This is a genomic window from Streptomyces turgidiscabies Car8 (genome assembly GCF_000331005.1).
Classification (GTDB): domain Bacteria; phylum Actinomycetota; class Actinomycetes; order Streptomycetales; family Streptomycetaceae; genus Streptomyces; species Streptomyces turgidiscabies.
Map to the genome: position 1 here is coordinate 1 of NZ_AEJB01000126.1, position 26,132 is coordinate 26,132.

At 70.9% G+C, this 26,132-nt stretch carries 23 protein-coding genes and 1 pseudogene; 9 read left to right on the top strand and 15 right to left on the bottom strand.

The features are described from left to right. The coding region (locus STRTUCAR8_RS07780) for an alpha/beta hydrolase (protein ID WP_006374998.1) at positions 1-880 on the bottom strand (880 nt) is incomplete at its 3' end. A gap of 515 nt (positions 881-1,395) precedes the next feature. After that, positions 1,396-2,409 (bottom strand): NADP-dependent oxidoreductase, encoded by a 1,014-nt coding sequence (locus tag STRTUCAR8_RS07785; protein ID WP_006375004.1) that lies wholly within the window; start codon positions 2,407-2,409, stop codon positions 1,396-1,398. 196 nt (positions 2,410-2,605) lie between these two features. Between STRTUCAR8_RS07785 and STRTUCAR8_RS07790 the strand changes: the two genes are divergently transcribed. After that, a complete protein-coding gene (locus STRTUCAR8_RS07790; protein WP_044471820.1) occupies positions 2,606-3,079 on the top strand; it encodes a winged helix-turn-helix transcriptional regulator in 474 nt (157 codons plus the stop codon). A gap of 306 nt (positions 3,080-3,385) precedes the next feature. On the opposite strand, the gene STRTUCAR8_RS07795 is transcribed toward STRTUCAR8_RS07790, so the two are convergent. Then, complete coding sequence (locus tag STRTUCAR8_RS07795) at positions 3,386-4,084, bottom strand: SDR family oxidoreductase (RefSeq protein WP_006375003.1); 699 nt, start codon at positions 4,082-4,084, stop codon at positions 3,386-3,388. Between the two features lie 341 nt (positions 4,085-4,425). Continuing rightward, positions 4,426-4,659 carry a hypothetical protein gene (locus tag STRTUCAR8_RS07800; RefSeq protein WP_143666574.1) on the bottom strand — a complete coding sequence of 78 codons (234 nt, stop codon included), beginning with the start codon at positions 4,657-4,659 and terminating at the stop codon, positions 4,426-4,428. A gap of 350 nt (positions 4,660-5,009) precedes the next feature. Between STRTUCAR8_RS07800 and lpdA the strand changes: the two genes are divergently transcribed. Further along, positions 5,010-6,422, top strand: a complete 1,413-nt coding sequence (gene lpdA / locus STRTUCAR8_RS07805) for a dihydrolipoyl dehydrogenase (RefSeq protein ID WP_006375019.1) — start codon at positions 5,010-5,012, stop codon at positions 6,420-6,422. A 231-nt stretch (positions 6,423-6,653) separates the two neighbouring features. Here lpdA and STRTUCAR8_RS07810 read toward each other — a convergent pair. The 4 genes and pseudogenes from STRTUCAR8_RS07810 to STRTUCAR8_RS54005 form a co-directional block, all read right to left on the bottom strand. After that, a pseudogene (locus STRTUCAR8_RS07810) lies at positions 6,654-7,007 on the bottom strand (helix-turn-helix domain-containing protein); the annotation flags it as partial. A gap of 378 nt (positions 7,008-7,385) precedes the next feature. Further along, positions 7,386-7,844 carry a hypothetical protein gene (locus STRTUCAR8_RS07820; protein WP_006375012.1) on the bottom strand — a complete coding sequence of 153 codons (459 nt, stop codon included), beginning with the start codon at positions 7,842-7,844 and terminating at the stop codon, positions 7,386-7,388. Between the two features lie 92 nt (positions 7,845-7,936). After that, positions 7,937-8,446 carry a hypothetical protein gene (locus STRTUCAR8_RS54000; protein WP_241784680.1) on the bottom strand — a complete coding sequence of 170 codons (510 nt, stop codon included), beginning with the start codon at positions 8,444-8,446 and terminating at the stop codon, positions 7,937-7,939. Beyond that, a complete protein-coding gene (locus STRTUCAR8_RS54005; protein WP_006375000.1) occupies positions 8,443-8,841 on the bottom strand; it encodes a hypothetical protein in 399 nt (132 codons plus the stop codon). The genes STRTUCAR8_RS54000 and STRTUCAR8_RS54005 overlap by 4 nt, the downstream gene beginning before the upstream one ends. Before the next feature lie 402 nt (positions 8,842-9,243). On the opposite strand from STRTUCAR8_RS54005, the gene STRTUCAR8_RS07830 reads away from it, so the two are divergent. From STRTUCAR8_RS07830 to STRTUCAR8_RS07845, 4 genes are all read left to right on the top strand, one after another. Next, complete coding sequence (locus STRTUCAR8_RS07830) at positions 9,244-12,342, top strand: AfsR/SARP family transcriptional regulator (protein ID WP_006374989.1); 3,099 nt, start codon at positions 9,244-9,246, stop codon at positions 12,340-12,342. A gap of 84 nt (positions 12,343-12,426) precedes the next feature. Continuing rightward, positions 12,427-13,092 carry a M15 family metallopeptidase gene (locus tag STRTUCAR8_RS07835; RefSeq protein WP_006374981.1) on the top strand — a complete coding sequence of 222 codons (666 nt, stop codon included), beginning with the start codon at positions 12,427-12,429 and terminating at the stop codon, positions 13,090-13,092. Between the two features lie 62 nt (positions 13,093-13,154). Then, positions 13,155-13,691, top strand: a complete 537-nt coding sequence (locus tag STRTUCAR8_RS07840) for an RNA polymerase sigma factor (RefSeq protein ID WP_006374993.1) — start codon at positions 13,155-13,157, stop codon at positions 13,689-13,691. Positions 13,692-13,790: 99 nt separating this feature from the next. Continuing rightward, positions 13,791-14,927, top strand: a complete 1,137-nt coding sequence (locus tag STRTUCAR8_RS07845) for a C40 family peptidase (protein ID WP_086025732.1) — start codon at positions 13,791-13,793, stop codon at positions 14,925-14,927. Between the two features lie 281 nt (positions 14,928-15,208). Here the strand turns inward: STRTUCAR8_RS07845 and STRTUCAR8_RS07850 are convergent, their stop codons facing one another. The 6 genes from STRTUCAR8_RS07850 to STRTUCAR8_RS07875 all read right to left on the bottom strand — a co-directional run bounded on the left by STRTUCAR8_RS07850 (position 15,209) and on the right by STRTUCAR8_RS07875 (position 20,535). Further along, on the bottom strand, positions 15,209-15,628 hold the full coding sequence (locus STRTUCAR8_RS07850) for a TOBE domain-containing protein (RefSeq protein WP_006375020.1): 420 nt from the start codon (positions 15,626-15,628) through the stop codon (positions 15,209-15,211). A 92-nt stretch (positions 15,629-15,720) separates the two neighbouring features. Beyond that, on the bottom strand, positions 15,721-16,821 hold the full coding sequence (locus tag STRTUCAR8_RS07855; protein ID WP_078507144.1) for an ABC transporter ATP-binding protein: 1,101 nt from the start codon (positions 16,819-16,821) through the stop codon (positions 15,721-15,723). Between the two features lie 5 nt (positions 16,822-16,826). After that, the gene (gene modB / locus STRTUCAR8_RS07860) at positions 16,827-17,693 is read right to left on the bottom strand and encodes a molybdate ABC transporter permease subunit (protein WP_006375001.1); all 867 of its coding nucleotides are present in this window, start codon (positions 17,691-17,693) and stop codon (positions 16,827-16,829) included. Next, a complete protein-coding gene (gene modA / locus STRTUCAR8_RS07865) occupies positions 17,690-18,514 on the bottom strand; it encodes a molybdate ABC transporter substrate-binding protein (protein WP_006375005.1) in 825 nt (274 codons plus the stop codon). Before modA ends, modB begins: the two co-directional genes overlap by 4 nt. 141 nt (positions 18,515-18,655) lie before the next feature. Further along, complete coding sequence (locus tag STRTUCAR8_RS07870) at positions 18,656-19,522, bottom strand: sugar phosphate isomerase/epimerase family protein (protein ID WP_006374999.1); 867 nt, start codon at positions 19,520-19,522, stop codon at positions 18,656-18,658. Continuing rightward, positions 19,519-20,535 (bottom strand): Gfo/Idh/MocA family oxidoreductase, encoded by a 1,017-nt coding sequence (locus STRTUCAR8_RS07875; protein ID WP_006375013.1) that lies wholly within the window; start codon positions 20,533-20,535, stop codon positions 19,519-19,521. The genes STRTUCAR8_RS07870 and STRTUCAR8_RS07875 overlap by 4 nt, the downstream gene beginning before the upstream one ends. Before the next feature lie 177 nt (positions 20,536-20,712). On the opposite strand from STRTUCAR8_RS07875, the gene STRTUCAR8_RS07880 reads away from it, so the two are divergent. Continuing rightward, on the top strand, positions 20,713-21,705 hold the full coding sequence (locus STRTUCAR8_RS07880; RefSeq protein ID WP_044471816.1) for a LacI family DNA-binding transcriptional regulator: 993 nt from the start codon (positions 20,713-20,715) through the stop codon (positions 21,703-21,705). A 14-nt stretch (positions 21,706-21,719) separates the two neighbouring features. Here STRTUCAR8_RS07880 and STRTUCAR8_RS07885 read toward each other — a convergent pair whose 3' ends face one another. Then, positions 21,720-22,724 carry a sugar ABC transporter substrate-binding protein gene (locus STRTUCAR8_RS07885; protein ID WP_006375014.1) on the bottom strand — a complete coding sequence of 335 codons (1,005 nt, stop codon included), beginning with the start codon at positions 22,722-22,724 and terminating at the stop codon, positions 21,720-21,722. A gap of 348 nt (positions 22,725-23,072) precedes the next feature. Between STRTUCAR8_RS07885 and STRTUCAR8_RS07890 the strand changes: the two genes are divergently transcribed. Both STRTUCAR8_RS07890 and STRTUCAR8_RS07895 read left to right on the top strand, forming a co-directional pair. Further along, entirely contained in the window at positions 23,073-25,127 is a 2,055-nt protein-coding gene (locus STRTUCAR8_RS07890; RefSeq protein ID WP_006375017.1) for a phosphocholine-specific phospholipase C, read from the top strand. A gap of 76 nt (positions 25,128-25,203) precedes the next feature. Beyond that, positions 25,204-26,124 carry an LURP-one-related family protein gene (locus tag STRTUCAR8_RS07895; RefSeq protein WP_006375011.1) on the top strand — a complete coding sequence of 307 codons (921 nt, stop codon included), beginning with the start codon at positions 25,204-25,206 and terminating at the stop codon, positions 26,122-26,124. Positions 26,125-26,132 lie beyond the last annotated feature (8 nt).

The following is a 26,132-nucleotide window of genomic DNA, read 5'->3' on the forward strand; positions in this document are numbered from 1 at the left end:
CCATCTGCCCGATGGCCTGGTCCACCTCGGGTACGCGTCCGGCGCCCAGGACGAACGAGTGCTGCCCTTCGGGCATCGCGTGGCTCTCGGTGGTGACCTTGAAGTCCGCGAGGCGGCGGCCGAGCTGGGCGCCGTCGTCGGCGAGGGTCTCGTACTCGCCGTAGTAGACGAGTGTGGGCGGCAGGCCGGTCAGATCGGCCTTTACGAGGCTGATCTCGGGGGATGCGAAGTCCACGGCCGCGTCCTGCAGCCAGGCGCCCCGGAAGAGCTCCAGCGTGCCCCGGCTGAGCATCTTGTCGTTGGTCTCGTTGGCGTCCACGGCCGGGTTGCCGAGTGTGAGGTCGGTCCAGGGGGAGACGCTGACGATCGCTCCGGGCGTGGCCTCACCCTTGGCGAGCAGGCGCAGCGGCAGCATCACCGCGAGGGTGCCGCCGATCGAGTGGCCGGTGCTGCCGATGTTCTGCGGCTGGTAACCCTGCGAGAGCAGCCAGCGGTAGGCGGTTTCGGCGTCGTCGAGCTGAGCGGGGTAGGGGTGTTCGGGTGCCAGGCGGAAGTCCACGACGAGGGAGCGGGCACCGGCCGCCTTCGCTATGTGGCCGGCGGCCTTGCGGTCGGAGTGCATGGACGCTGTGACGGATCCGCCGAAGTGAAAGTGCAGCAGCGCGCGGTCGGGGCCGGCGCCCTCGGGGATGGCCCACAGGGCGGGGACGCCGTCCGCGTCGACCTCGGCGTAGGAGACGCCTTCCGGCTCGGTCGATGCCTTGTGGTTGGAGTCGACGATGTCGCGGATGACGGCCAGGTCGAGGCCAGGTGTCGACGACTTCGCGCTCACGCTCGCGAGGAACTCCGCGAACTCGTGTGCTTCCCTGCTGACTCCCATGAGGGCGCTCCTTCTCAAGACGGGTGCCGTGCGGGGTTCTCCCGCGGCAGCCGGGGCGATGTGCTGACGCTGACCATGACGCTACTAGTTGAGTATAGAAAAATAAACCCAGGTGGGGTTGCGGTCATCCTCATGGACGTGAGCAGCCCTCTGAGGGGCATCGGTGTGGACTCTCTCTCGATCCGGGCACGTCGAACCGCCCCGTCGAGGGGGTTCTGAGGTCGCCGGCGGGACGTGGAGGCTCCGGATTCTGTGGCGCGACCGTCCCCTTCGGGCGGCCGAACGCGGTACCGGCTGTGCTCGGAACACCTCCGTTGCGGATCGGCGGCCTGAGGTCCGGCTGTCGTGTGGGGAGGACGCAGAGCAGCAGTCCTCCGTAGACGGACCACGGCAGTCCTCTGTGGTCGAACGGCGGCTCCCCGCGGCCGTGGTCACAGTCACCATCGGATCGCCGACAGCGTCGTCGCCCCCTCTGCTGATCGTGCCGGACGGAGGGTCCGTGACCTGCACCGGCGTCAGTGGTTGTCGGGCACCATCGAGACCACGACCTTGCCGGCCTTGGTGCGGCCCTGTTCGACGTGCGCCATCGCCTCGAGTGTCCGGTCGAACGGGAAGGTGCTGTCGATGACCGGGCGCAGCTTCCCGCTGTCGTAGAGGGCGCCGAGCTTGCGTAGTTGGGAGCCGTTGGCCTGCATGAAGAGGAACTGGTAGCGCACGCCCAGTGCCTTGGCCCGCTTGCGGACCTTGCGGCTGAGGACGCTCATGACCGGGCGCATGACGGCGGGGGCGCCGAGCTGCTTGGCGAAGGCGGCGTCGGGCGGGCCGACGACGCTGATGGCCAGGCCGCCGGGCTTGAGTACGGTCAGAGACTTCTCGAGGTTCGTCCCGCCCAGGGAGTCCAGCACCAGGTCGTAGCCCGAGAGCACCTTGGAGAAGTCTTCTTTGGTGTAGTCGACGACGACGTCGGCGCCAAGGCTTCTGACCAGGTCCTCGGACCTGGTGTTCGCCGTCGTCGCCACCGTGGCGCCGAGGTGCTTGGCGAGCTGGATGACCGTCGACCCGAGGCCGCCGGCTCCGGCGTGGACGAGCACTTTCTGCCCCGGCTTCACGTGCGCGCGCTCGACGAGGATCTGCCAGGCGGTCAGGGCCACCAGTGGTACCGCGGCCGCTTCCTGCAGGGTGAGGGAGGCCGGCTTGGGCGCGACGTCGTCCGCGTCGATCGCGATGAACTCCGCGAAGCCCCCCACCCGCAGGTCGCGCGGACGGGCGTAGACCTCGTCGCCGACTTCGATGCCGCGTACGGCGGAGCCGACCCGGGTCACGACGCCGGCCACGTCGTGGCCGAGCACGAACGGGGTCTTGTACTTCAGGAGCTGCTTGAACTCCCCGTTGCGGACCATCTTGTCCAGCGGGTTGATGCTGGCGGCGCTCACTCTGACCAGGACGTCGCGGTCCCCGACGACGGGCTCGGGTACCTCCGCGGCGCGCGCGCCGTCCTTGCCGTACTTCTCGACGACGAAGGCCTTCATGTCGGCCGCCTTTCTGCGCGGTGTTTCGGTGGCTGATGCGATTCATCGGGCTGGTCCCCCTGTGTGCCCGTGTCTCGCGTGCGGCCGGGTTGATGTGCCGACTGCGATGCTACTAGCTGAGTATGGATAAGTAAACTCAGGAGAGGTTAGAATCACCCTCATGGATGTAACGACCGAAGCTCTGCGGGACGCCGGCATGGACCCCCGACTCGACCGGGACACGTCGAACTGCTCGATCGCCCGGACCCTTGAGGTCGTGGGGGAGAAGTGGACGATCCTGATCCTTCGCGAGGTCTGGTACGGATCGTCCCGTTTCGGTGAGTTCGAACGCGTCCTCGGTTGTCCCCGCAACCTCCTCGCGGCGCGGCTCAAGATGCTGGTGGAGGAAGGGATCCTGGCCACCGAGACCTACAAGGAGCCGGGCTCGCGAAGCCGTCCCAAGTACGTGATCACGCCCAAGGGCACGGACCTGGTCCCGGCCGTGATGGGGCTCCTGCAGTGGGGCGACCGCTACCGCGCCGACCCGGAGGGCCCGGCCATGCTCTCCCGCCACCGAGGATGCGGCGCGCACGTCGACGCCCAGATCCGCTGCGAACAGGGCCACGCCGTACAGCCGGAAGAGATTGAGAGCACCCCCGGCCCGGCGTTTCGTCTGCGGGCCGCCGAGTGAGTTTGAGTGCGGTCGCGCCAGGGGCTCGGCGTGGGCTCGGTCCCCCGAGGTGTGCTCGCTGCGTCTGGCCCGGGCCTGGTGGGGGTGGGCCTTCGCGCGGTTGGCGCGGCGGGACGTGGAGCACCGGTGTCGGTTGCGGGCGGGGGAGACACGGGAGGGGGCTCGGTTACAGCCGGAACAGCCGGAACCGCCGGAACCGCCGGCAAGTGCGCTGAATTCTCGGGCCCCGGCGCGGGCCTCCTTGACCCACCTGCGGGGAGCGCCGGCGTTCCCGGGTCTCGTCGGCGGCTCCTGGAGGGCTTGTTTTCAGGGGAGTTGCGGGTAGAGCACCGAAACGCCCCCGGACAGCGCTGCCTGCGCCTGGCGGGCGGCGTTGTCGGCGAGGATCTCGTAGGCGCCGGCGGCGATGCCGTCCACGGCGATACGCGCGATGTCGGCGGGGTCGGACTTGGCCGCGTCGACGGTTCTGGCCATGTCGGTGTCCATGTAACCGACGTGCAGGCCGGCGACGCGGATGCCCTGGTCGGCGAGTTGCACCCGCAGGGTGTTGGTGAGCGACCACTCCGCGGACTTGGCGGCGCAGTAGGCGCCCAGTTCCGGGAAGCTGACCCAGGACAGGCCGGACAGGACGTTCAGCATGGCCCCGCCGCCGTTGGCCGCGATCTGGGGTGCGAAGGCGCGGGCCACCGTCAGGGTGCCGAGGAAGTGGGTGTTCATCTCCAGGCGGATGTCGTCCAGGTCGGCGGTGAGCAGGTCGGCGCCGGTGGAGGAGCCCGCGTTGTTGACCAGCACCGTGACATCACCGGTGGCAGCGGCGGCGGCCGCGACGGAGGCGGGGTCGGTGATGTCGAGTGCGATCGGCTTGGCGCCGGGCAGGTCGACCTGGTCGGGGTTGCGGGCGCCGGCGTAGACGGTGGCACCGCGGCTGAGCAGTTCGGCGGCGAGGGCCCGGCCGAATCCCCGGTTGGCGCCGGTGACAAGGGCGGTACTGGCGGAGAGGTCCATGAAGGTTCCCGGTGAAGTGGAGGGGAGATGACAAGAGCGCTGAGGGCGTGGCCAGAGTGTGGCCCCGGCCCATTAAATTACGATCATAATCGTAAACGGGATGGGTCGGTGCCCGCAAGCGATCCGCGTGATGAACGTGCTGCGCCCGGCTGCCGTGCCGGAGTGTCGGCCCACTTCGACGTCGGTCATGCTCGGGTCGACCGGTGTGACGCTCGCGCCGAGCCGTCAGGCGGCGGACAGCGGGAGCGCGAACTCGACGCGGTTGGTCAGCTTGAGGGCCACGACGTCACCGGGCCCGATTCCGAGGTCCTGGAGCTGACGCGCCGCCATTCGGCCACGGCTCAGCGGACATCCGTCGCGCAGTCATCCTTGTTGCGCTCGGCGAGGGCGCGGGCCGCTCCGGAGCGTTGGTCCGAGCGGCTCCCGGATCGCAGCGCGAGCCGGACCCCGGTGGCTGTTCCCTGGTGATCGCCGTCGCCCGCGACAGGCAGGGCCGATCGCCGGCCACGACGGCCCGGACCGGATCCGGCCCGTACGAGATGACGGGATCCCTCCTGGCGCGGGGTGCCGTCCACGCGGTCCAGCCTGATGCCGTCCGCGGACCCGGCGTGCACGGCCCGGGTCGCCGACTTCGGCCTCGACGTTCCCAGGCTCGGTGCCGCCGAGGCGGGAGTGCGCGAAGCCGACGGGGCGCCGGCCCGTCGTCGATGACGCGAGAGCGGGCATGGATCACCGCGCCGCGGCGCTGAAGGTGCCATCCGGGGAGCCGCCGCTGGGATGGTGGACCACATGGTCGCCTCCACCGGTTGCCCGCGGCCGGGCGGTGGCGGATGCAGCCGCCGGCGTGTTGATGAAGAGATTGTTCGATCGGGAGTGAGCCCGCCCCTCGCAGGGGCCGGCCGCCGCAGCGGAAAGGAAGCCGTCCATGGACGAGCAGGATGAGCGCTTCGACGTCGTCGTACTCGGCGCGGGACCCGGCGGATACGTTGCCGCCATCCGGGCCGCCCAACTGGGCAAGCGCGTCGCGGTCGTCGAGGAGAGGTACTGGGGCGGCGTCTGTCTGAACGTGGGCTGTATCCCCACCAAGGCCCTGTTGCGCAATGCCGAACTCGCGCACATCTTCACGCGCGAGGCGAAGACCTTCGGCATCAAGGTCGAGGGTGAGGTCTCCTTCGACTACGGCGAGGCCTTCCGCCGCAGCCGGAAGGTCGCGGACGGCCGCGTCAAGGGCGTCCACTACCTGATGAAGAAGAACAAGATCACGGAGGTCAGCGGGCGCGGTACGTTCGTCGATCCCCACACGCTTCAGGTGGTGGACTACGACGGCGACACCCGCACCATCGGCTTCGACCAGTGCATCATCGCCGCCGGGGCGACCCCCAAGCTGCTGCCCGGCACCCGCCGTACGTCGCGTGTGGTGACGTTCGAGGAGCAGATCCTCGCCGAAGACCTGCCGCAGTCGATCGTGATCGCCGGTGCCGGTGCGATCGGCATCGAGTTCGCGTACGTCCTGCACAACTACGGCGTGAAGGTCACGATCGTCGAGTTCCTGGACCGGGTCGCGCCGCTGGAGGACGCCGAGGTGTCCGCCGAACTCGCCAAGCAGTACCGGAAGTTGGGTATCGACGTCCTCACCTCGACCCGCGTCGAGTCGATCGACGAGTCGGGTGCGCAGGTCCGGGTCACGGTCACCGGCAAGGACGGCGCCCAGCAGGTTCTGGAGGCCGACAAGGTCCTGCAGGCGATCGGCTTCGCGCCGAACGTCACCGGCTACGGCCTGGAGAACACGGGCGTCAAGGTCACCGAGCGCGGCGCGATCGACGTCGACGGCCGCTGCCGTACCTCAGTCCCGCACATCTACGCCATCGGTGACGTCACCGCGAAGCTGATGCTGGCGCACGCCGCCGAGGCGATGGGTGTGGTCGCCGCGGAGACCCTCGCGGGCGCGGAGACCATGGAGTTGGACTACGTGATGATCCCGCGGTCCACTTTCTGCCAGCCGCAGATCGCCAGCTTCGGCTACACCGAGGCGCAGGCGAGGGAGAAGGGCTTCGACGTCCAGGTGGCCAAGTTCCCGTTCACCGCGAACGCCAAGGCTCACGGCCTGGGCGATGCGACGGGCTTCGTGAAGCTGATCAGCGACGCCAAGTACGGCGAACTCCTCGGTGGCCACCTCATCGGCCCCGACGTCACCGAACTCCTTCCCGAGCTGACCCTGGCCCAGCAGTGGGACCTCACGGTCCACGAGGTCGCCCGCAACGTCCACGCCCACCCCACCCTCGGCGAGGCGGTCAAGGAAGCCGTCCACGGCCTCGCCGGCCACATGATCAACATGTAGCGCGCCGCGTGGGGTCGTGTCCGTCGTTCTCCTGGTCCCGGGCCGGGCTGTCGGATCTGGACGAGGGCCGCAGGCGGCACGAAGCCGTGCCCCGGTCGGCCTCCTCATCGGATCGGGCGCCTCGCGGAGTCCAGCAGGTGAGGCATGCGGTCCGACAGGTCGCGTCCGCCTGTGCCGACGAGAGTGACGACGGCACCGGGAACAGCGCGAGCCACACCGGGGATCGGGTGCTCACACGGCGGCATAGGCGGTGTCGGCCGCCGGGGTGGGTGACAGGGCGCCGCGGAAGGTGCGCCGGTAGGCGAGTGGGGAGACGCCGATGGCGGCGTGCAGGTGTTCACGCAGCGAGGTGCCGCCGGCGAAGCCGACCTGGCCGGCGATCTCGTCCACCGGGAGGTCGGTGGTCTCCAGGAGGTGCCGGGCCCGCTCGACGCGCTGCTGGATCAGCCAGCGTCCCGGGCTCATGCCCACCTCCTCGGTGAAGCGGCGGGCGAAGGTGCGCAGGCTCATGTGGGCGTGCTCGGCGAGGTGGGCCAGGGTCATGGGCTCGCGGAGGTTCTCCAGCGCCCACTGCGCCGCGATCGCCAAGGTGATCGTCGCAGCGGCGACCGCCGCAAAGCCGAAGCTGAGCTATCCCGCCGGCTCGATCGCCGCGCGCGTGAGCGTGCTGCGCCGCGTCGTCCCCGCCCGGGCCTTCGACAAGAGCGTCCGCAAACTCAACCGGATGACCCCATCGGCGCCGGCAAGATCCCCGGGACGGCCGTCCTGGGGGCCCTCGTCGGACTGGCCCCGACTGGAGGCAGGCGTCCCCGTGGCGGCTCGACCGAGATCGAGCTCGCGTGAGCGCAGGTCGGAAACTTCCTGAGAGCGGGGCGTCATCGCCCCGCGGCCGGGCTGGTCAGCGGTGGTACGAGCGCCCCGGTACGCCCGTCAACGGGAGTACCGGGGCGCGCTCGGTGGGGGTCAGCCCTGGCTGCAGTAGTCGACCCAGCGGTGCGAGGAGATGTTGTTGTTGACGCTGGCACCGAACTGGGACAGGCCCGCGCCGTAGGTGAAGTGGTAGTTGTTCGTCGTCGTGTCCCACCAGCGGTCACCCTGGCCGATGCAGGCGTGCGCGCCGCCGCCGTTGGGAGCCGTGTACAGGTCGACCGCGTCCAGGCCGCCCGCGTAGCCGTTGTTCCAGATGTCGGAGGTCAGGTTGCGGCAGCTGCCCCAGTTGTCGGAGTTGCCCTGCCACTTGCACTCGCGGCCGCCGCCGTAGGGCTGGGTGTAGACGTGCAGGTAGCCGTCCGCGGAGGCGAGCTGGACGGACTTGGTGCCCTGCGTACCCGCGTCCAGTGCGCTGGCGCTGGAGAGCGGGGAGAAGAGGGCGGCGACGGCGGCGGCGGAGGCCGCGACGGTGAAGAGACGCTTGACGGACATGGTGTTCCTCGTTTTCGTTGGTTCGTTGTTGCGTGGGGATGGTTCGACCACGGCTCGGCGGCCGTGGAAGTCTGTTGGGGGAGCGGGCCGGCTCAGTCGCCGCGGGCGACGATCGCGCGGGCCCGGGGCAGCGCCTCGCGCTTGAGGCGGGCGAGATCGGCCGTCTCCTGCGGGTAGCGCCGCCGCAGCTTGTCCCGGTACTCGGTGTCCAGGGACTTCGCCACGGTCGACAGACCGCTTGATGCGGCGCAGGCCGCCTCGGCCGAGGCCAGCCGTACCTCCTTGGCGTGCGGCCACGGATCCGCCGGCTGGGTGGCCGCGGCGCGGGCCTCCGCGGGGCCCGGGTACGTGAGCCCCTGGCCGCGCATACAGCGGGCCCACGGTTCGACGGCCGCCCGGTAGCGCCTGTCGTTCGTCACGAGACCGACGCGCATGCCGGCCAGGCTCTCGGTGACCCGGGTGGCCCGGAACCAGTCCTGGAGGTCCGAGTACAGCTTTCGTTCGGCGTCGGCCTGGCAGCCCTGGTCGCTGTGGGAGACCTGCATGCCACCCGGCAGCCGGGCCGAAAGCCCTTGTGGCCGCGCCCCGTTGAGGGCGCTCACCAAGGCGGCCCGGTCCTTCGCCGGCCTGGAGTGGAAGTACCGCTGGTTGGGGTTGCGCCGGACCTCGGCCTCCCGGTCGCGCCGCAGTCGGTGCCGTAGCCGTGGGCCCTGGCCCACGCCGGGTCGTCCACGACGTAGGGGAACCGGGTCGAGACGTCGTCGGGCCTGAGCGGCTCGACCCAGTACTCGTGCCCCTGCTTCTCCATGCACTCCTTGATGAGGAGCTGCTCGGCGAGCGCCAGCGTCTCCCGGGGGGTGCCCGTGGTCCGGCGCGGGGCGGCGTCGGCGGTACCGGGAACGGCGGCACCGGGGACCGCCGCGGCGTCTCCCGAGCAGCCGGTGGCCGTCGTCGCCAGCAGACCGGCGGTCAGCAGGGCCAAGGTCCAGCGGTGCATGCGGCGCCTCCCGGGTGCTTCTGTCGAACGGACGTGTTCTTCTCGACCGGTTGACGCCTTGCGGGCCGCATCCGTATGCGCTCGGACCTCGGGTTTCTTTTCTTTTCGCGATCTTTCTCCGACGGTCATACGACGGCGTCGGGAGAGCCGTCCTTCCTGCGCGCCACGCGAATCACCGAGCGGCGGAATCCAGCCAACCGGTGACAGAAGGGAGGAGCGCCGGCCCCTGCCGACGGCACGGCCGACAGGCTCTGTCCGCCGCGTGATCGCGGGGGAGTGGAACCGGTTGGCCGCATCGACCGGATCCGGTCACGGCGGTCCGGCCGCAGCCGTGCCGAACACGTGATCGCCGATATCTTTTACCCTGTTCCGCGGGGCGGACGGTACGGCGATCGGGGAGCGATGTTCGAGGTGCGGCTGCTCGGTCCGGTGGAGGTGTGGGAGGGCGACCGGCGGGCTCCGCTCGGCGGTGTCAGACCCCTCGCGGTCCTCTCGGCGCTGGTCGTCCACCTCGGTGAGGTGCTCTCCACCGAGCGGCTCGTGGACTGCGTCTGGGACGAGCGGGCACCGGCCACCGCGGGCGCCCTGGTGGCCACCCATGTCTCCGCCGTGCGGCGCGCACTGGCCCAGGTCACCCCGGCCACGGTCGTCCGGACGCGACCGCCCGGCTATGTCGCCGACCTCGAACCGTCCCAGGTCGACGCCCGCCGTTTCGAGGATCTCCTCGCGTCGGGCCGGACCTCGGCCGCGGACGGCCGCCCCGAGGAGGCCGCCGACCTGCTGTCCGAGGCGCTGGGGCTGTGGCGCGGGCCGGAGGCACTGGAAGGGCTCGCCCAGTCGTTCGCCCGGATCGAGGCCGCCCGGCTGGCGGAACTGCGGCTCATCGCCCAGGAGGAGTCCTTCGCCCTGCGCCTGGACCTGGGCGGCGCGGACCGGACGATCGCCCCCCTGCTCGCGCACGTCGCCGCCAACCCCCTGCGGGAGCGGCCACGCGGCCAGTTGATGACCGCGCTGTTCCGCACAGGCCGGGTCTCCGACGCCCTGCGCACGTACCAGGAGGGTCGCGCGATCCTGCGCGAGGAACTCGGCATCGACCCCGGCCCGCAACTGCAGTCCCTGCACCAGGCGGTACTGACCAACGACGCGAAGCTGTCCGGCGACGCCGGGCCGCAGCGCACGGTGAGGGAGCGGCCGAGGCTGCCGAAGCCGTCGTCGGACGCCCCGCGCGGCGCGTCCGGCGCCTCGCCGAGACCCGCGCCGTCTCATCTCCCGCCGGACATAGCCGACTTCGTGGGCCGCTCCGAGCAGATCGACTGGGCGTCCTCGCTGCTGAGCAAGGTCGACGAGACCGGCCGTACCGCCTCACCGATCGGCGTACTCTCCGGCCGTTCCGGAACAGGCAAGACCGCGCTCGCCGTGCATGTCGGCCACCGTATGTCCGCGCTCTTCCCGGACGGCCGCCTCTTCGTGGACCTGCGCGCGGGGGACACCGCCCCGCTGCAGCCCGCCGACGCCCTGGCCAGGTTGCTGCGCGCCATGGGCGCCGACCCCGAGGACCTGCCGACCTCGGTCGAGGAGCTGACGGGGCTGTACCGCACGCTCATCGGGCACCGGCGCGTCCTGCTGATCCTGGACAACGCGGCCGGCGAGGCGCACGTACGGCCGCTGCTGCCCTCGGGCCCCGGCTGCGCGGTGCTCGTCACCAGCCGGCGCCGGCTGGTGGCGCTGGAGGGCGCCGCCCATCTGGACCTGGCCGTGCCCGACGAGGGGGAGGCGCTCGAACTGCTGCGCAGGGTCGCCGGCCCGGACCGTACGGACGCCGAACCGGAGCGGGCCGCCGAGATCGTCTCGCTGTGCGGGCGGCTGCCGCTGGCCGTGCGCATCGCCGGCGCCCGGCTGGCCGCCCGCCCGCACTGGACGCCGGGCCGGCTCGCCGGACGGCTGCGCGACCAGCGCAGCCGGCTCAACGAACTGAGCGCCGGAGACCTGGAGTTGCGCACCAGCCTTGAGCTCGGATACGCCGACCTCGACCTGTCGGAGCGCCGGGCGCTGCGCCGGCTGGCCCTGTTCGACCTGCCGGACTTCGCGGCGTGGATCGCCGCCCCGCTGCTGGACATCGGCACGCTGGAGGCCGAGGAGGCGGTGGAGCGGCTGGTGGACCGCCACTTCATCGATGTGATCGGCGTCGACGACACCGGGCGCGGCCGGTACCGCATCCACGACCTGGCCCGGGAACACGCGCGGGAACACTGTCTGTCCGAGGAGAGCGCCGAGGAGCGCAGGGCGGCCGTGCTCCGGCTGGTGGCCTCCTGGCTGGGCCTGGCCAGGAAGGCGGCGGCCCTGGGCCCGGGCGCGGCCGGCCGGTACTTCCCCGAGCCGGCCGCCGTACGCGCCCTCGACGCGGAGACGGAGGAGGAGCTGCTCGGACGCCCCGCGTCCTGGTTCGCCGCCGAACAGGCCTGTCTGCTGGCGGCGGTCGAGTACTGCGCGGACAACGGTATGGACCGAGCCGCCCGCGACCTGGCCGGCGCGCTGATCGCGAGCTCGGCCGCGCTGTACAACCAGTTCGACGCCTGGACCCGCTCGCACGCCGCCGCCATGGCCGCCGTACACCGCAGCGGGGACGGCGAGGGCGAGGCGTGGCTGCTCGCGGGACTGGGTCAACTGCGCTACGAACAGGACGAGTTCGAGGAGTCGTACACCTACTTCAGCAAGGCCCTGCGGCTGTTCGAGGCACGCGGCGACGTACCGGAGGGCGCGGCGCTCGCGCTGGCCGGGATGGGGACGGCCCGACGCGAACAGGCCGGGTACGCCGAGGCGTCGGACCTGCTGAACGCGGCGCTCGGCCTGTACGGGGAGTCGGGCGAGCGGGGTGCCCGCGCCCGGGTGCTGTACGGCATCGGCTATGTGCACCGGGAACAGGGGCGGGGCGCACAGGCCCGGCAGGTGCTCGCGGAGGCGCTGGAGCTGTACCGCGCGGAGGGCGACCGGAACGGTGAGGCGCTGACCCTGCGGTCGCTGGCCCTGTGTCATCGGGCCGAGGGCCGACTCGCGGACGCCGAGCGGCTGTTGCACGAGGCGCTGCGGATCTTCGCGGGCCTGCGGGACACGTTCGGGGTGATGTACACCGAACAGTCGCTGGCCAAGACGGAGTTGCGGCTGGGGCGTCTCGACGAGGCACGCGAGCGGCTCGGCCGATGCCTGGAGATCGCCCGCGAACGCCAGGACCGGTTCGGTGAGGCACTCGTCCTGCGCACCCTGGGCGAGTGGCATCTCGCGGCCGGTGATCCGGACGGCGCCCGGGAGCCGCTGGAGCGGGCCCTTTCGGCCTGGCAGACCCTGCGGCTGCCGCTGTGGCGGGCACGTACCGTCCGGGATCTGGCCGAGGTGTGGGAGGCGCAGGGGGATTCGGCGGCGGCGCGCTCGGCCCGGGCCGAAGCACACGCGGTCTTCCGGGAGTTGGGCTGCGGGACGGCGGAACCGGCGGCGGACGCCGAGTAGTCCCCCACCGCCTGCACGCGCTCCGGTGGGCCGCTTGCAGACAACTTGCAGAGGATCTGCAGCGCCGTCCGGGACTCTTTGAGCGTGACAGAGATCATCACGCTCTCGGACGCCCGGGTCGCCGCGGTCACGCAGGACGACTGCGGTGAGTCGCTGGTCGACCTGCGCGGGACGGGCCACCTGAGGCTCGACCACCGGCAGGCCGACGACGACGGCCACTACGCCCACCTCAGGTCCGGTGCGCTGCGCAGGCTGGTGCGGGCCCAGCGCCTGCTGCCGGCCGGGGTCAGGTTCCTCGTGGTGGAGGGATACCGGCCGCCCGACCTGCAGCGCCGCTACTTCGAGCAGTACTCGCGAACCATGCGCCTGGCCCACCCGGACGCGTCGCCCGAGCGGATCCGCGAACTGGCGAGCGCGTACATCTCCCCGCCGGAGGTGGCACCGCACGTCAGCGGCGGGGCCGTCGACCTGACGCTGTGCGACCAGGACGGCCGTGAGCTGGCGCTGGGCACGGAGGTCAACGCGACCCCGGAGGAGAGCGAGGGCGCCTGCCGCACCGAGGCGCCCGGCATCAGCGCCGAGGCGCGCGCCAACCGGGCCCTGATGGGCTGGGCCCTCGGCGCGGCCGGCTTCGTCAACTACCCGACCGAATGGTGGCACTGGTCGTACGGAGACCGGTACTGGGCGCTGCTGCGCCAGGCACCGGCCGCCCGCTACGGCCCCGCCGCCCAGCCCGGCCCGACGGCCTGACCAGCCGCCCGCCGTGACACGACACGACCGTACGACCGCGCGTACGAACGAGGGGAACAGTTGTGAACACCAGCACCTACGCCTGTCCGCCACCACCTCGCGAGGACGGCGACGGGATGAGTCCGAAGGACTTCGACGCCTCCTTTGCCGCGGACATGCCACGGCTGCGCCGACGGCTGCTGGCCCTGACGGGCAACCCGCACGATGCCGACGACCTGGTGCAGGAGACCTATCTACGGCTCTCCAGACGGGCCCGCGCCCAGAACCTGACGCACCAGCAGCACCCGTACGCCTACACCTGCACCGTCGCCCTGAACCTGCTCCGTGACTCCTGGCAGCGACCCTCCCGCCGCGAGGAGGCCACCGACCGGCTGCCCGAGACCGGCTGGGACGGCGGACTGGCCTCCTACGAGGCTTCCGAGACCACGCTGGCGCTGCTGGGTGTGCTCTCCGAGAAGGAGGCCGCGGCGGTGATCCTCGTGGACCTGGAGGGACTCAGCCACGACACGGCCGGAGAACGGCTCGGCGCGCACCGCGGAACCGTCCAGCGCAACCGGATGCGGGGCCTGGCCAAGATGCGCGACGCGCTCGGCAGCTGACTCGTGCCGCTCCCTCCACGGGGGTGGGGGAGTGGCACGTACCACCACCGCCGTCTCCGGCCCGGCCGGTGACGTCACTTCGAAGAAGAGAAGAGTTCTCTGATGATCAGCAGCACGCGCCGCCGGACCAGCGGCGCGCTCCTGGGGGCCTCGGTCCTCGCCCTGTCCGCGTTCTTCTCCGCTCCGGCCCAAGCCGCGCAGGACGCCACCTGCGGCGTTCTCGCTCCGGGTGCGTCGGCCACCGCGCAGGCGGCCGTGAACGCCGCCTGTTCGCAGATCGGCGTCTGGTACAGCTGGGGCGGCGGGCACGGCGCGTCGCCGGGCGCCAGCTACGGCTACTACGACGGCTCGGACCCCGACAGCCTCCACGACAACGAGCGCAAGGGCTTCGACTGCTCCGGCTTCGTGCGCTACGCGTACGCGCAGGCCACCGGCAGGGACCTGATCAACGGAACGGCCGACGACCAGTTCCACAGCTCCCAGGCCTCGGCCCGCTTCTCCGCCTCGCAGGGCAGCGCCCCGCTGCTGCCGGGTGACCTGATGTTCTGGGGCAGCGGGCACGTCCATCACGTCGCCATGTACCTGGGGGGCGGGCAGATGGTCGAGGCGTACGAGTCGGGCACCCACATCAGGGTCGCGCCCGTGCGCACCGGTGGCGACTACGCGGGCGCGATCCGGATCAACGGGTCGGGCACTCCCACTCCGCCGCCCGCGAACGGCGGTACGACCTTCGAGACCTGGGGCACCGGGGTGCGCACCCACCGCACGCCTAGCGTGGGCGGCGCGGTGGTCGACACCTTCGCCGGACCGACCCAGGTGTCGGTCCAGTGCCAGCAGCACGCGGAGAGCGTGACCGCCGAGGGCTACACCAACGACATCTGGTCCAAGCTGGCCGACGGCTCCTGGCTGACGAACATCTACATCAAGGGCCCGGCGTCGCTGCCCGGTATCCCGGACTGCGGCGGCAGCAGCACCCCTCCGCCGTCGAGCGGCAGCAAGCCGTTCCAGACCTGGGGCACCGGGGTGCGTACGCACAGCGAGCCGAACGTCAACGCCGGGGTGGTCGACTACTTCGCGCAGCCCACCACGGTCAACGTGGTCTGCCAGGCGCACGCCCAGGAAGTGACGGCCGAGGGCTACACCAATGACGCCTGGGCCAAGCTGACGAACGGTTCCTGGATGACGAACATCTACATCAAGGGCGGGGCCTGGCTGGCCGGCGTCCCGACCTGCTGACGCACGCAACTCCCGTTCCCGGCCGCCGGAGGGCAGCCTCCGGCGGCCCGGTGCCGCGCCCGGCACGAGGCCGTCCAGCCGCCCACGGTGGTGCCGACGGTGCCCACTACTCGGCCTGTCGACCGACGTCCCGCCGACGGCCGGACCCTCGCCTGCCCCGTCCGGCACGGCGAGCGCCACGGCGTACGGCACTGTTCGGCCGCCTCGCGCGACACGCTTCCCGGGGGCGACGTGGTCTCCCCGCGGCGGCGCCATGTGCGCTACCGGGCGGCACCGGACGCTCACCCGGTGGAGAGGGAGATCTCGGTCGACTTGATCAGGGCGACGACCGGGGAGCCCGCCGCCAGACTCAGGTCGTGCACGGCGTCCGTGGTGATCGCGGCCGTGAGCGTGCCGCCCGCGACGGTGACCTTGACGGACGCCATCGCGGCACCCGCGCTGATGTCGACGACGGTGCCGGGGAGTTGGTTGCGGATGGAGACGCCCTCGACTACGGCGGTGGCGAGCGCGACCTCCGTGGACTTGACCAGGGCGTGCACCGTGGTCCCCTCCGCGAGCCCGAGATCGTCGACGGACTCCCGGGTGATCGCGGCGGTGATCTCCTGCCCGCCGTCGAGGCGGACCTTGACGGTGGCCATGACCTGCCCGGAGGTGACGGCGAGTACGGTGCCGGGAATCTGGTTGCGGATGCTCAGGCTCATGGCGGAACGCCTCACAGGGAAGAAGGTACGGAACAGCGGCTTTCGCGGCTTTTGCGAGGCTCACGCTAGCCGGGCCGGGTACCGGCTCCCGCTCAGGCCGGGTACGCGTGCGTCTGTGTCGCCTTGACGGTCGCCCAGACCTCGGCGCCGGGATGCAGGTCGAGTTCGGCGGCGGCGACGGTGGTGAGGTCGGCGGCGAGGGGGAGTTCCCCGGTGAGGTTGGCGCGTATCCGGTCGCCGTGGGTCTCCATGCCGGCCACCTCGCAGCGCCACAGGTTGCGGGCGCTGGAGCCGGTGGGCCGGCTCTGGTGCAGGGTCACCGCGCTGGGCGGGAAGGCGACGAAGACCGGGCCGGTGAGATCCTCGGTGGTGGTGATCACCGGACCGGTGTCCAGGGTGACGGCGTGCCCCTCCGCCCGGCCCGGGTAGAGGTTCAGCCCGACGAGCTGGGCGATGTAGTCGGTGCGCGGACGCCGCGCGATGTCCTGCGGCGGCCCCTCCTGGACGACCCGGCCGTGTTCGACGACCACCAGCCGGTCCGCGAGCACCATGGCGTCCAGCGGATCGTGCGTGACCAGCACCGCGACCGCCTCGAAGTCGGCCAGGTGGCGCCGGAGTTGGGCCCGGACATCGAGGCGGGTACGGGCGTCCAGCGCGGCCAGCGGCTCGTCGAGGAGCAGCAGCCGGGGGCGGGTCGCCAGGGCGCGGGCGAGGGCGACACGCTGGGCCTGGCCGCCGGAGAGCCGGCGCGGCTTGGCGCCGGACTGCTCGGCGAGCCCCATCCGCTCCAGCCACCCGGCGGCTGTCACCCGGGCCTCCGCTTTGCTCGCCCCCCGGCAGCGCGGGCCGAAGGCGACGTTGTCGAGGGCGGTGAGGTGCGGAAAGAGCAGGTAGTCCTGGAAGACGACGCCGACCGGCCGCGATTCCGGTGGCGTACGCTCCAACTCCGCCCCGTCCAGCCGCAGATGGCCGCCGTCGAGCGGGGTGAGCCCGGCCAGCGCACGTAGTGCGGTGGTCTTGCCGGCGCCGTTGGGGCCGAGCAGTGCCACGACGTCGCCGGGCGCCGCCGCCAGTCGGATGTCGAGCCGGAAGGAGCCCCGGTCGACGACGACATGGGCGTCGAGCCCCGCACCGGACGCACCGCCGCTGCCACTTCCGCTACTGGAGCCGGCGCTGGATCCGGTCTCGTCCATGGAGGTCATGACGCGGTCATCCAGCGGTCGCGCAGCCCGGCCAGCACCGCGATCGAGACGGCGAGCAGCACCAGGCTCAGGGCGATGGCGGCGGCCGGGTCGCTCTGCAGGGCCAGATAGACCGCCAGCGGCATCGTCTGCGTACGGCCGGGGAAGTTGCCCGCGAAGGTGATCGTCGCCCCGAACTCGCCCAGCGCCCGCGCCCAGGCCAGTACCGCGCCGGCCGCGACCCCCGGGGCGATGAGGGGGAGTGTGACCCGGCGGAACGCGGTGAAACGGGAGGCGCCCAGTGTCATGGCGGCCTCCTCGTAGCGCGGGTCGGCGGCCCGCAGCGTCCCCTCCACGCTGATGACGAGGAACGGCATCGCCACGAACGTCTCCGCGACCACGACGCCCGCCGTGGTGAACGGCAGCGTGATGCCGAACCAGGAGTCCAGCCACTGCCCGACGACCCCGTTGCGCCCGAGGGCGAGGAGCAGCGCAACACCACCGACGACCGGTGGCAGCACCAGCGGCAGGGTCACCAGTGCCCGTACGAAACCGCGTCCGGGGAACTCGGTGCGGGCCAGCAGCCAGGCCAGCGGGACGCCCAGGACCAGACTCACCGCCGTCGCCGAGGTGGCGCAGAACAGCGACAGCCGCAGGGCCTGCCAGACCTCGGGGCTGGTCAGCTGCTCGGGCAGGCCCCGCCACGGGGCCCGTACCAGCAGCGCGAGCAGCGGCAGCAGCAGGAACGCCAGGCCCACGAGCGCGGGGACGAGGAGAGGCACCGGGACGGCGGAGCGACGGGCCCGGACGCGCCCGCGCCGAGGCCCACCGGTGAGGGTGTCGGCCACGGCGACGGGCTTGTCGGAGCTGTCGGGCTCGGTCACGGCTTGAGGAATCCCGCCCCGGTCAGGACCTGGCTGCCCTCGGCGGACCTGACCAGCTCGACGAACGCCTTCGCGGCCTCCGCGTTCGGCGCGTCCTTGAGCAGGACGATCGGATAGTCGTTGACGGCCTCGGCCGACTCGGGGAACTCCACGCCCTCCACCTTGTCACCCGCGGCGTGCACGTCGGTCTTGTAGACGACGGCGGCGTCCGCCTCCTTCAGCTCGACCTTCGTCAGGGCGCTCTTGACGTCCTGTTCGTACGACACCGGGGTGAGTTTCAGTCCGCTCGCGGCGAGGGTCTTCTGCGCGGCGGCGCCGCACGGCACCTCCTTGTCGCAGAGGACGACCTTCAGGCCGGACTTCGTCAGGTCCTTCAGAGACGCGATCTTGTCGGGGTTGCCCGGCAGGGTGGCGATCTCCAGCTGGTTGCGGACGAAGGTGACGGGGGTCCCGGCGGCGTCCTTCGCGGCGGTGACGATCTTCATCGTCTTGGGGCTGGCCGACGCGAACACGTCGGCCGGGGCACCGCCGGTGATGCTCGCGGCGAGGGAGTCGCTGCCGCCGAAGCTGAAGGTGACCTTCGTACCCGGGTACTTCTTCTCGAAGTCCTTGCCCAGCGCGGTGAAGCTCTCCTTGAGGGAGGCGGCGGCGAACACGGTCACCGTGCCGGACACCTTCGGGGAGGAGGAGTCCGACGCGGCGGAGTCCGCCTTCGCCGCCGGGTCGTCGGAGGAGCAGGCGCTCAGGGCCAGCAGCGCGGCGACACACGCGCCGGCCACCTGGAAGGTCCGGCGGGTCCGGCGTGCGGAACGGGTCGTCACGGGGCTGCTCCTCTGTCTGTCGCGGACAAGCACCGATAATACGTCCGCAAGTGCAAGGAGTAAGCCCCCTGTCTCATTGCATGAGCATGGGTGACAGGCGAATGATCTGGCATGTGCGAGTTTGCCGGGTGAGGCCGCCGATCACGCCCCGAGCTCCTTCCGGATCCGGTCGAGCATGAACGCGGAGGACTCGTGGGCGCGTTCCTCCCAGGCGAAGACGCAGGCCGTGGCGACGCCGTCGAAGTTCAGCTCGCGCAGGGTGGAGAAGAAGGCGTTCCAGTCGACCTCGCCCTGGCCGATGTCCAGATGCTGGTGGACACGGGCGGTGGTGCCGGGCGGGTTGAGGATGTAGCGCAGGCCCGAGGAGCCCTTGTGGTTGAAGGAGTCGGCGATGTGCACGTGCTGGAGCTTGTCGCCCGCGTGGCGCATCATCGCGGCGACGTCCGCCGTCGGATCGGACCCCGACAGATGGAAGCTGTGCGGGGCGCAGTAGAGGTAGTTCACCCAGGGCTTGTCGACGGCGCGGACCAGCTCGACCGCAGGGGTGTTCTCCTCGCAGAAGTCGTCCGGGTGCGCCTCCAGGTTCAGCGCGATGCCCTCGCGTTCGAACAGCGGCAGCAGTTGCTCCAGTGAGCGCCAGAACGCGGCCTCGCTCTCGGCGGCGCGGTCGGGGCGGCCGTTGAACTCCGAGTTCATCAGCGGGCATTCGAGGTCGGCGGTGATCTCGATCATCCGCTTCCAGTAGCTGACGGCGGCCTGCCGCTCGGCCTCGTCGGGCGAGGACCACTTGTAGAGGGGGAGTACCGAGGAGAGCTGAACGCCGTGCAGGCGAAGGGAGTTCTTCAGCTCCGCGACGCGCCCGGCGTCGGCCCGCGGGTGCAGGAAGAACGGCATGAAGTCGTCGCGCGGCGACAACTCGATGTATTCGTAGCCGAGTTCGGCCACCGTTCGCACCATGTCGTCGATCGGCAGCGCGCGGAACATGTAGGGGTCGAGGGAGATCTTCACGCGGCACCTCCGTAGAGAGCGGGCTTAGGCTTGAGGCCGGTGGCGACGACGTCGCCCGACTCCAGGGCCTCGACGGTCGCGCTGGTGATGACGGTCGCGGCGTAACCGTCCCAGGCGGACGGTCCGGTGGGCTCCGTACCCGCCGCGATCCCGGCGATCCACTCGCGGAACTCGGTGTCGAAGGCGGCGGCGAAACGCTCCGTCCAGTCGGTGAGGACCTCCGTGCTGTGCTGCCCGGCGGTGCGCACCCCGGCCGAGGCGGGGTCCGGCAGCCGGACGAGGCCCTCCTCACCGACCACCTCGCACTGGATGTCGTAGCCGTACCGGCAGTTGACGAAGACCTCCAGGTCGACGCGGACACCCCTGGCGGTCTCGAAGAGCATGATCTGCGGGTCCCTGAGGTGGGCGAACCGCCTGCTCGTGGCGCGTGGGGTGACCACCTGGGCGGAGACGATCTCGTCGTCGAGCAGCCAGCGCAGTACGTCGATCTCGTGCACGGCCGTGTCGAGGGCGGCCATGGCCGAGGTGTAGGACTCGGGGACGGCCGGGTTGCGGTGGGCGCAGTGCACGATGAGCGGCTCACCGATGCGGCCGGCGTCGATGACCTGTTTCACCTGCCGGTACCCGGCGTCGTAGCGGCGCATGAAGCCGACCTGGACCAGCCGGCGGCCGAGCGCCGTCTCGGCCTCGACGATCCTCAGACAGTCCTCGGCGGTCGTGGCGAGAGGCTTCTCGCAGAACACCGGCTTGGCGGCGGCCAGCGCGTTCAGCACGTGCTCGGCGTGGGTCGGGCCCCACGAGGTCACGAGCACGGCATCGACGTCGGCCGCCCCGATCAGGGCCGCGCCGTCGGGCAGCACCCGCGCGCCGGCCGGGATCGCCGCCTCCTCGGCGCGGGCCGCGTCGATGTCGGTGACCGCGGTGACGCGCGCGCCGGTGACGGTGTCGGTGAGGCGCCGGATGTGCTCCTTGCCGATCCAGCCGGCGCCGATGACGCCTACACGCACAGGCATGGGTGGTGTTCCTTTCCGAGGGGGAGGGGTACGCGGGATTTCCGCATCGATCTGTCGCGCTCTACTAGCGCGCACTAGTTCAGTGCTGCGAGTACGATGACCCCTGTTCAAATGTCATGTCAATGGCTTCGGAGGGTTGGTTCACAGGTGGATGCACCGGGCAGGCAGCGGCCCACGATGGCGGACGTCGCCGAGAAGGCGGGAGTCTCCCGGGCGCTCGTCTCGATCATCTTCCGCAACCAGCCGGGAGCCAGCGAGGAGACCCGCGAACGGGTGCTGCGGATCGCCGACGAGATCGGCTACCGCCCCGACAGCGCGGCCCGGCTGCTGGCCCGGGGCCGCAGCCGCACCCTCGGAGTGATGTTCACCGTCCAGCAGGCGTTCCACGCGGACCTCATCGAGGGCATCTACCCGGCGGCCGAACGCCTCGGCTACGACGTGCTGCTCTCCGCCGCCGCCGAGGGCCGCAGCGAGGCCAAGGCGGTTGAAGCCCTGCTCAGTCACCGATGCGAGGCACTGATCGTGCTCGGGTCGGACGCCGAGGGCGCCCACCTGGACGCGCTCGGCCGCCAGACGGTCGTCGTCTCGGTCGGCCGCCGGGTGCCCGGCGCCCGCGTCGACTTCGTGCACAGCGCCGAGGGCAAGGGCGTACGGCAGGTCATGGACCACCTCGTCGCACTCGGGCACCGCCGGATCACACACATCGACGGCGGACGTGGTCCCGGGTCGGCCGACCGCCGCCGCGCCTACCGGGCCGCGATGCGCCGCCACGGACTGGAATCCGAGGCCCGGGTGATCCCCGGTGATCACACGGAGCGGTCCGGCATCGGGACCGGACGGCTGCTCCTGGCGGAACGCGACCAGGGGCAGCCGCTGCCGACCGCGGTCCTCGCGGGCAACGACCGCAGTGCGATGGGCCTGTTGATGTCCCTGACACGAGGAGGCGTCGAGGTACCGCGCGACCTGTCCGTCGTCGGGTACGACGACAGCCATCTCTCCCACCTGATGCCGATCGGTCTGACCACCGTCCGTCAGGACGCGGTGCTCATGGCGGAACGTGCGGTGGAGTTCGCCGTCCGGCGGCTGGAGAACCCGGGGCTGGATCCCCAAGAGGCGGTCCTGGAGCCGAAGTTGGTGGTACGCGGTACCAGCGGACCGCCCTCGGAGTAGGCGGCCCTGGGCGGTCAGCGTGTTCCCTTCGCGGCGAACTCGGCGACGGAGTCCGCGTTCTCCCTGGTGATGAAGGCGGGCCCGGTGAGAACCGGCGCCGTCCCGCCGCCGCTGAAGTTGCCGTTCGTCCTGTACAGCCACAGCGCGTCGACGGCCAGGTAGCCCTGCAGGAAGGGCTGCTGGTCGACCGCGAACTCCACGGTCCCGTCCTGCACTGCCTTCACCAGGTCCTTGTTGAGGTCGAACGTCGCCAGCCTGGCCTTGCTCCCGGCGTCGGACAGTGACTGGACGGCGGTGAGCGCGATCGGGGCGCCGAGGGTGACCACCTGGTCGATCGACTTGTCCTGCTGGAGCTTCGCGGTGATCGTCGACTTCACGGACGGCATGTCCGTGCCGTTGACGTACAGGGTGTCCGTCTTGCCGCCGAAGCCCTTCCGCAGGCCGGCGCAGCGGGCCTCCAGGGCGACCTGCCCCTGCTCCTGGACGACACACAGGGCGTGCTTGGCGCCGAGCTGGTCGAGGCGCTTCCCGAAGGCCTGCCCGGCGATGTTCTCGTCCTGGCCGAAGTACTCCAGCATGCCGAGCCGCTTCCAGTCGTCGAGCCCGGAGTTGAAGCCGACGACCGGGATGCCGGCCGCCCCGGCCTTGGCGACCACGTCCTTCATGGCGTCCGGCTTGGCCGCGGTGAGCGCGATGCCGTCGACCTTCTGGGCGATCGCGTTCTGCACCAGGTTGGCCTGGTTGCCGGCGTCGGGATCGCTGGAGTAGACGAGCTTGACGTTGTCCTTGGCCGCCGCGGCCTGGGCGCCCTTGCGGACCAGGTCCCAGAAGGTGTCGCCGGGCGCGGCGTGGGTGACCATCGCGACCGTCATACGGGGCGTGGCCGCCTTCCCCGCCGAGGCGGCGTCCGTGCCCTCCTCGGACTTCTTGCCGCCGGAGCCGCTGGAGCAGCCGGCGGCGAACAGGACGCTCGCCAGGACGGTGGCGGTCAGGCCGACTGCTCGGTGGTTTCTGCGCATGTCCCGTGCACCTCGCTGTGCTGGTCAGGGTGGGAGTCGGGTCTCTCGGTCGGACCCACTAGAGCGCTTTAATAGCGCGCTCTAGTGGCACGTACTATGAAGCCGCTCCAGCGGCGATGTCAACGGGTATGTCAGGACGTCCCAACAAAAGGTCCGGCCGTGGGGCGCGGGTGGAGCCGTGGGGATCTCTTGGGCAGGCCTTGGCCCGTCCCTCATCTCACGTACCGATGACCTTCACGCCGATGCCACCGGACCCTTCCGTGCCGTTCGGTACCCCTGGGAAACTCCAGGCGCGCATTCCGTCACGTTCCACCCGATGCCGTCACCAGGACGAGAGGCTCTCCCCCCATGCCCGAGGTCAACCGGCGCCGCTTCCTCCAACTCGCGGGCGCGACAACGGCGTTCACCGCGCTCTCCAACAGCATCGAGCGTGCCGCCGCCCTCCCCGCGCACCACCGCACCGGGACGATCGAGGACGTCGAGCACATCGTCGTCCTCATGCAGGAGAACCGTTCCTTCGACCACTACTTCGGTTCGCTGCGCGGGGTCCGGGGCTTCGGCGACCCGCATCCGGTGACGCAGGCGAACGGCAGGTCGGTCTGGCACCAGTCGGACGGCACCAAGGACGTGCTCCCCTTCCACCCGGACGCCGACAACCTCGGCCTGGCCTTCATCCAGGACCTCCCGCACAGCTGGAGCGACGGGCACGTCGCGTTCAACAACGGCAGGTACGACAAGTGGATCCAGGCCAAGTCGTCGACGACGATGGCCTATCTGAACCGCGAGGACATCCCGTTCCACTACGCGCTGGCAGACTCCTTCACCATCTGCGACGCCTACCACTGCTCGTTCATCGGCTCCACCGACCCGAACCGCTACTACATGTGGACGGGCTACACGGGCAACGACGGCAAAGGCGGCGGCCCCGTCCTCGGCAACGACGAAGCGGGATACGGCTGGACGACCTACCCGGAGCGCCTCGAGAAGGCGGGTGTGTCCTGGAAGATCTACCAGGACGTCGGTGACGGGCTCGACGCGGCCGGTTCCTGGGGCTGGATCCAGGACGCCTACCGGGGCAACTACGGAGACAACTCGCTCCTCTACTTCAACCAGTACCGCGACGCCAAGCCCGGCGACCCCCTCTACGACAAGGCCCGCACCGGCACCGACGCCCGCAACGGCGAGGGCTTCTTCGATCAGCTCAAGGCCGACGTGTCAGGGGGCAAGTTGCCGCAGGTCTCCTGGATCGTCGCCCCCGAGGCCTTCACCGAGCACCCCAACTGGCCCGCGAACTACGGCGCCTGGTACATCGCCCAGGTCCTCGACGCGCTCACCTCGGACCCCGAGGTGTGGGCCAGGACGGCGCTGTTCATCACGTACGACGAGAACGACGGCTTCTTCGACCACCTCGTGCCGCCGTTCCCGCCCGGCTCCGCCGCACAGGGGAAGTCGACGGTCGATGTCGGCCCGGACCTCTTCAAGGGCGACAGCAACCACGCGGCCGGTGCCTACGGGCTCGGGCAGCGGGTGCCGATGCTGGTCGTCTCGCCCTGGAGCAAGGGCGGGTTCGTCTGCTCGGAGACGCTCGACCACACGTCGATCATCCGGTTCATGGAGAGCCGCTTCGGGGTGCACGAGCCCAACATCTCGCCATGGCGGCGCGCGGTCTGCGGCGATCTGACGGCCGCCTTCGACTTCTCCCGCAGGGACACCGAGCCCGTCGCCCTTCCCGGCACCGACGGTTACCTGCCGCCGGACAGGAACCGCCACCCGGACTACGTCCCGACGCCGCCCGCCCACCCTGTCCTGCCCCGGCAGGAACGCGGCCTGCGCCCGGCCCGTCCGCTCAAGTACGCCCCGTACGTGGACGGTTCGGCAGACCTGACGGCCGGAAAGTTCACGCTGGCCTTCGCCTCGGGCACCCACGCCGGCGCTTCCTTCCTGGTGACCTCCGGCAACCGCACCGACGGTCCGTGGGCGTACACCACCGGAGCCGGCAAGACCCTCTCCGACACCTGGAACTCGGCGTACTCGAAGGACGCCTACGACCTGACGGTGCACGGCCCGAACGGATTCCTGCGCGTCTTCAAGGGGCGCGGCAAGGGCGCCGCCGGACCCGAGGTGACCGCCCGGCACGTCGGCGACGACCTCGAGCTGATCCTCACCAACAAGGGCGCCAGGGCAGTGCAGTTGAAGCTGAGCAGTGGATACGGGGGACACGCGCGCACGATCGCGGTGCGGGCCGGCGCGGTCGTCCGGCACCGGGTGGACCTGGGTGCCAGCAAGCGGTGGTACGACCTGACGGTCACCGCAGAGGGCGACGCGTCGTTCCTGCGCCGGTTCGCCGGGCACGTGGAGAACGGCCGGGCGGGTGTGAGCGATCCGGCGATCGTGACCTGCTGAGGGGCGCGGTACGGGGTCCGGGGCACCTTGACCGGGACATGGTTTTCATCCAGCCACGCCACGGTAGTGTGCCCCGGTGACCACGCAATCGAACATACCTGCAGGTTGGTACGCGGACCCGCACGGAGCGCCCCAGACGCTCCGGTACTGGGACGGTTCCCAGTGGACCGACCACACCAACAGCGACCAGCAGCAGGCGCAGCAGCCCCAGGCCCAGCAGCCGCCGGCGGCGCCGGTTCAGCAGCCCCAGCAGGGATTCGGACCGCCCCAGGGGCAGCCGCAGGGCCAGCCGCAGAAGGGCTTCGGCGCGGCGCAGCCGGCGGCCGCCGGTGCCGACCCGCGGGTGCAGCGGCAGGTGCAGCAGCAGGCCGGGGTCGCGGCGGGCGGGGCCGGCGGCGGCACGCTGTTCAGCGAGCCGGTGCTGGTGGTCAACCAGAAGGCCAAGCTGATCGAGCTGACCAACGAGTACAAGGTCATGGACCAGCAGGGCCGGGAGCTCGGCTCGGTCGTCCAGGTCGGCCAGAGCGCGCTGAAGAAGATCCTGCGTCTGTTCTTCAGCCTCGACCAGTACATGACGCACAAGCTGGAGATCCGGGACGCCCACGGGCAGCCCGTGCTGCTGCTGACGCGCCCCCGGAAGTTCATCAAGTCACGGGTGATCGTGCAGCGTCCGGACGGTTCGCCGGTCGGTGAGATCGTCCAGCAGAACATGATCGGGAAGATCAACTTCGCGATCAACGCGGGTGGACAGCAGGTCGGCGCCATCAAGGCGGAGAACTGGCGGGCCTGGAACTTCGCGATAGTCGACCACGCGGAGAACGAGGTCGCCCGCATCACCAAGACCTGGGAAGGTCTGGCGAAGACGATGTTCACGACCGCGGACAACTACGTCCTGCAGGTCCACTACCAACTGCCCGAGCCCCTGCTGAGCCTCGTCGTGGCGACGGCGCTGACCGTCGACACGGCGCTGAAGCAGGATTCACGCGGCCTGGGCTGACCGGTCGG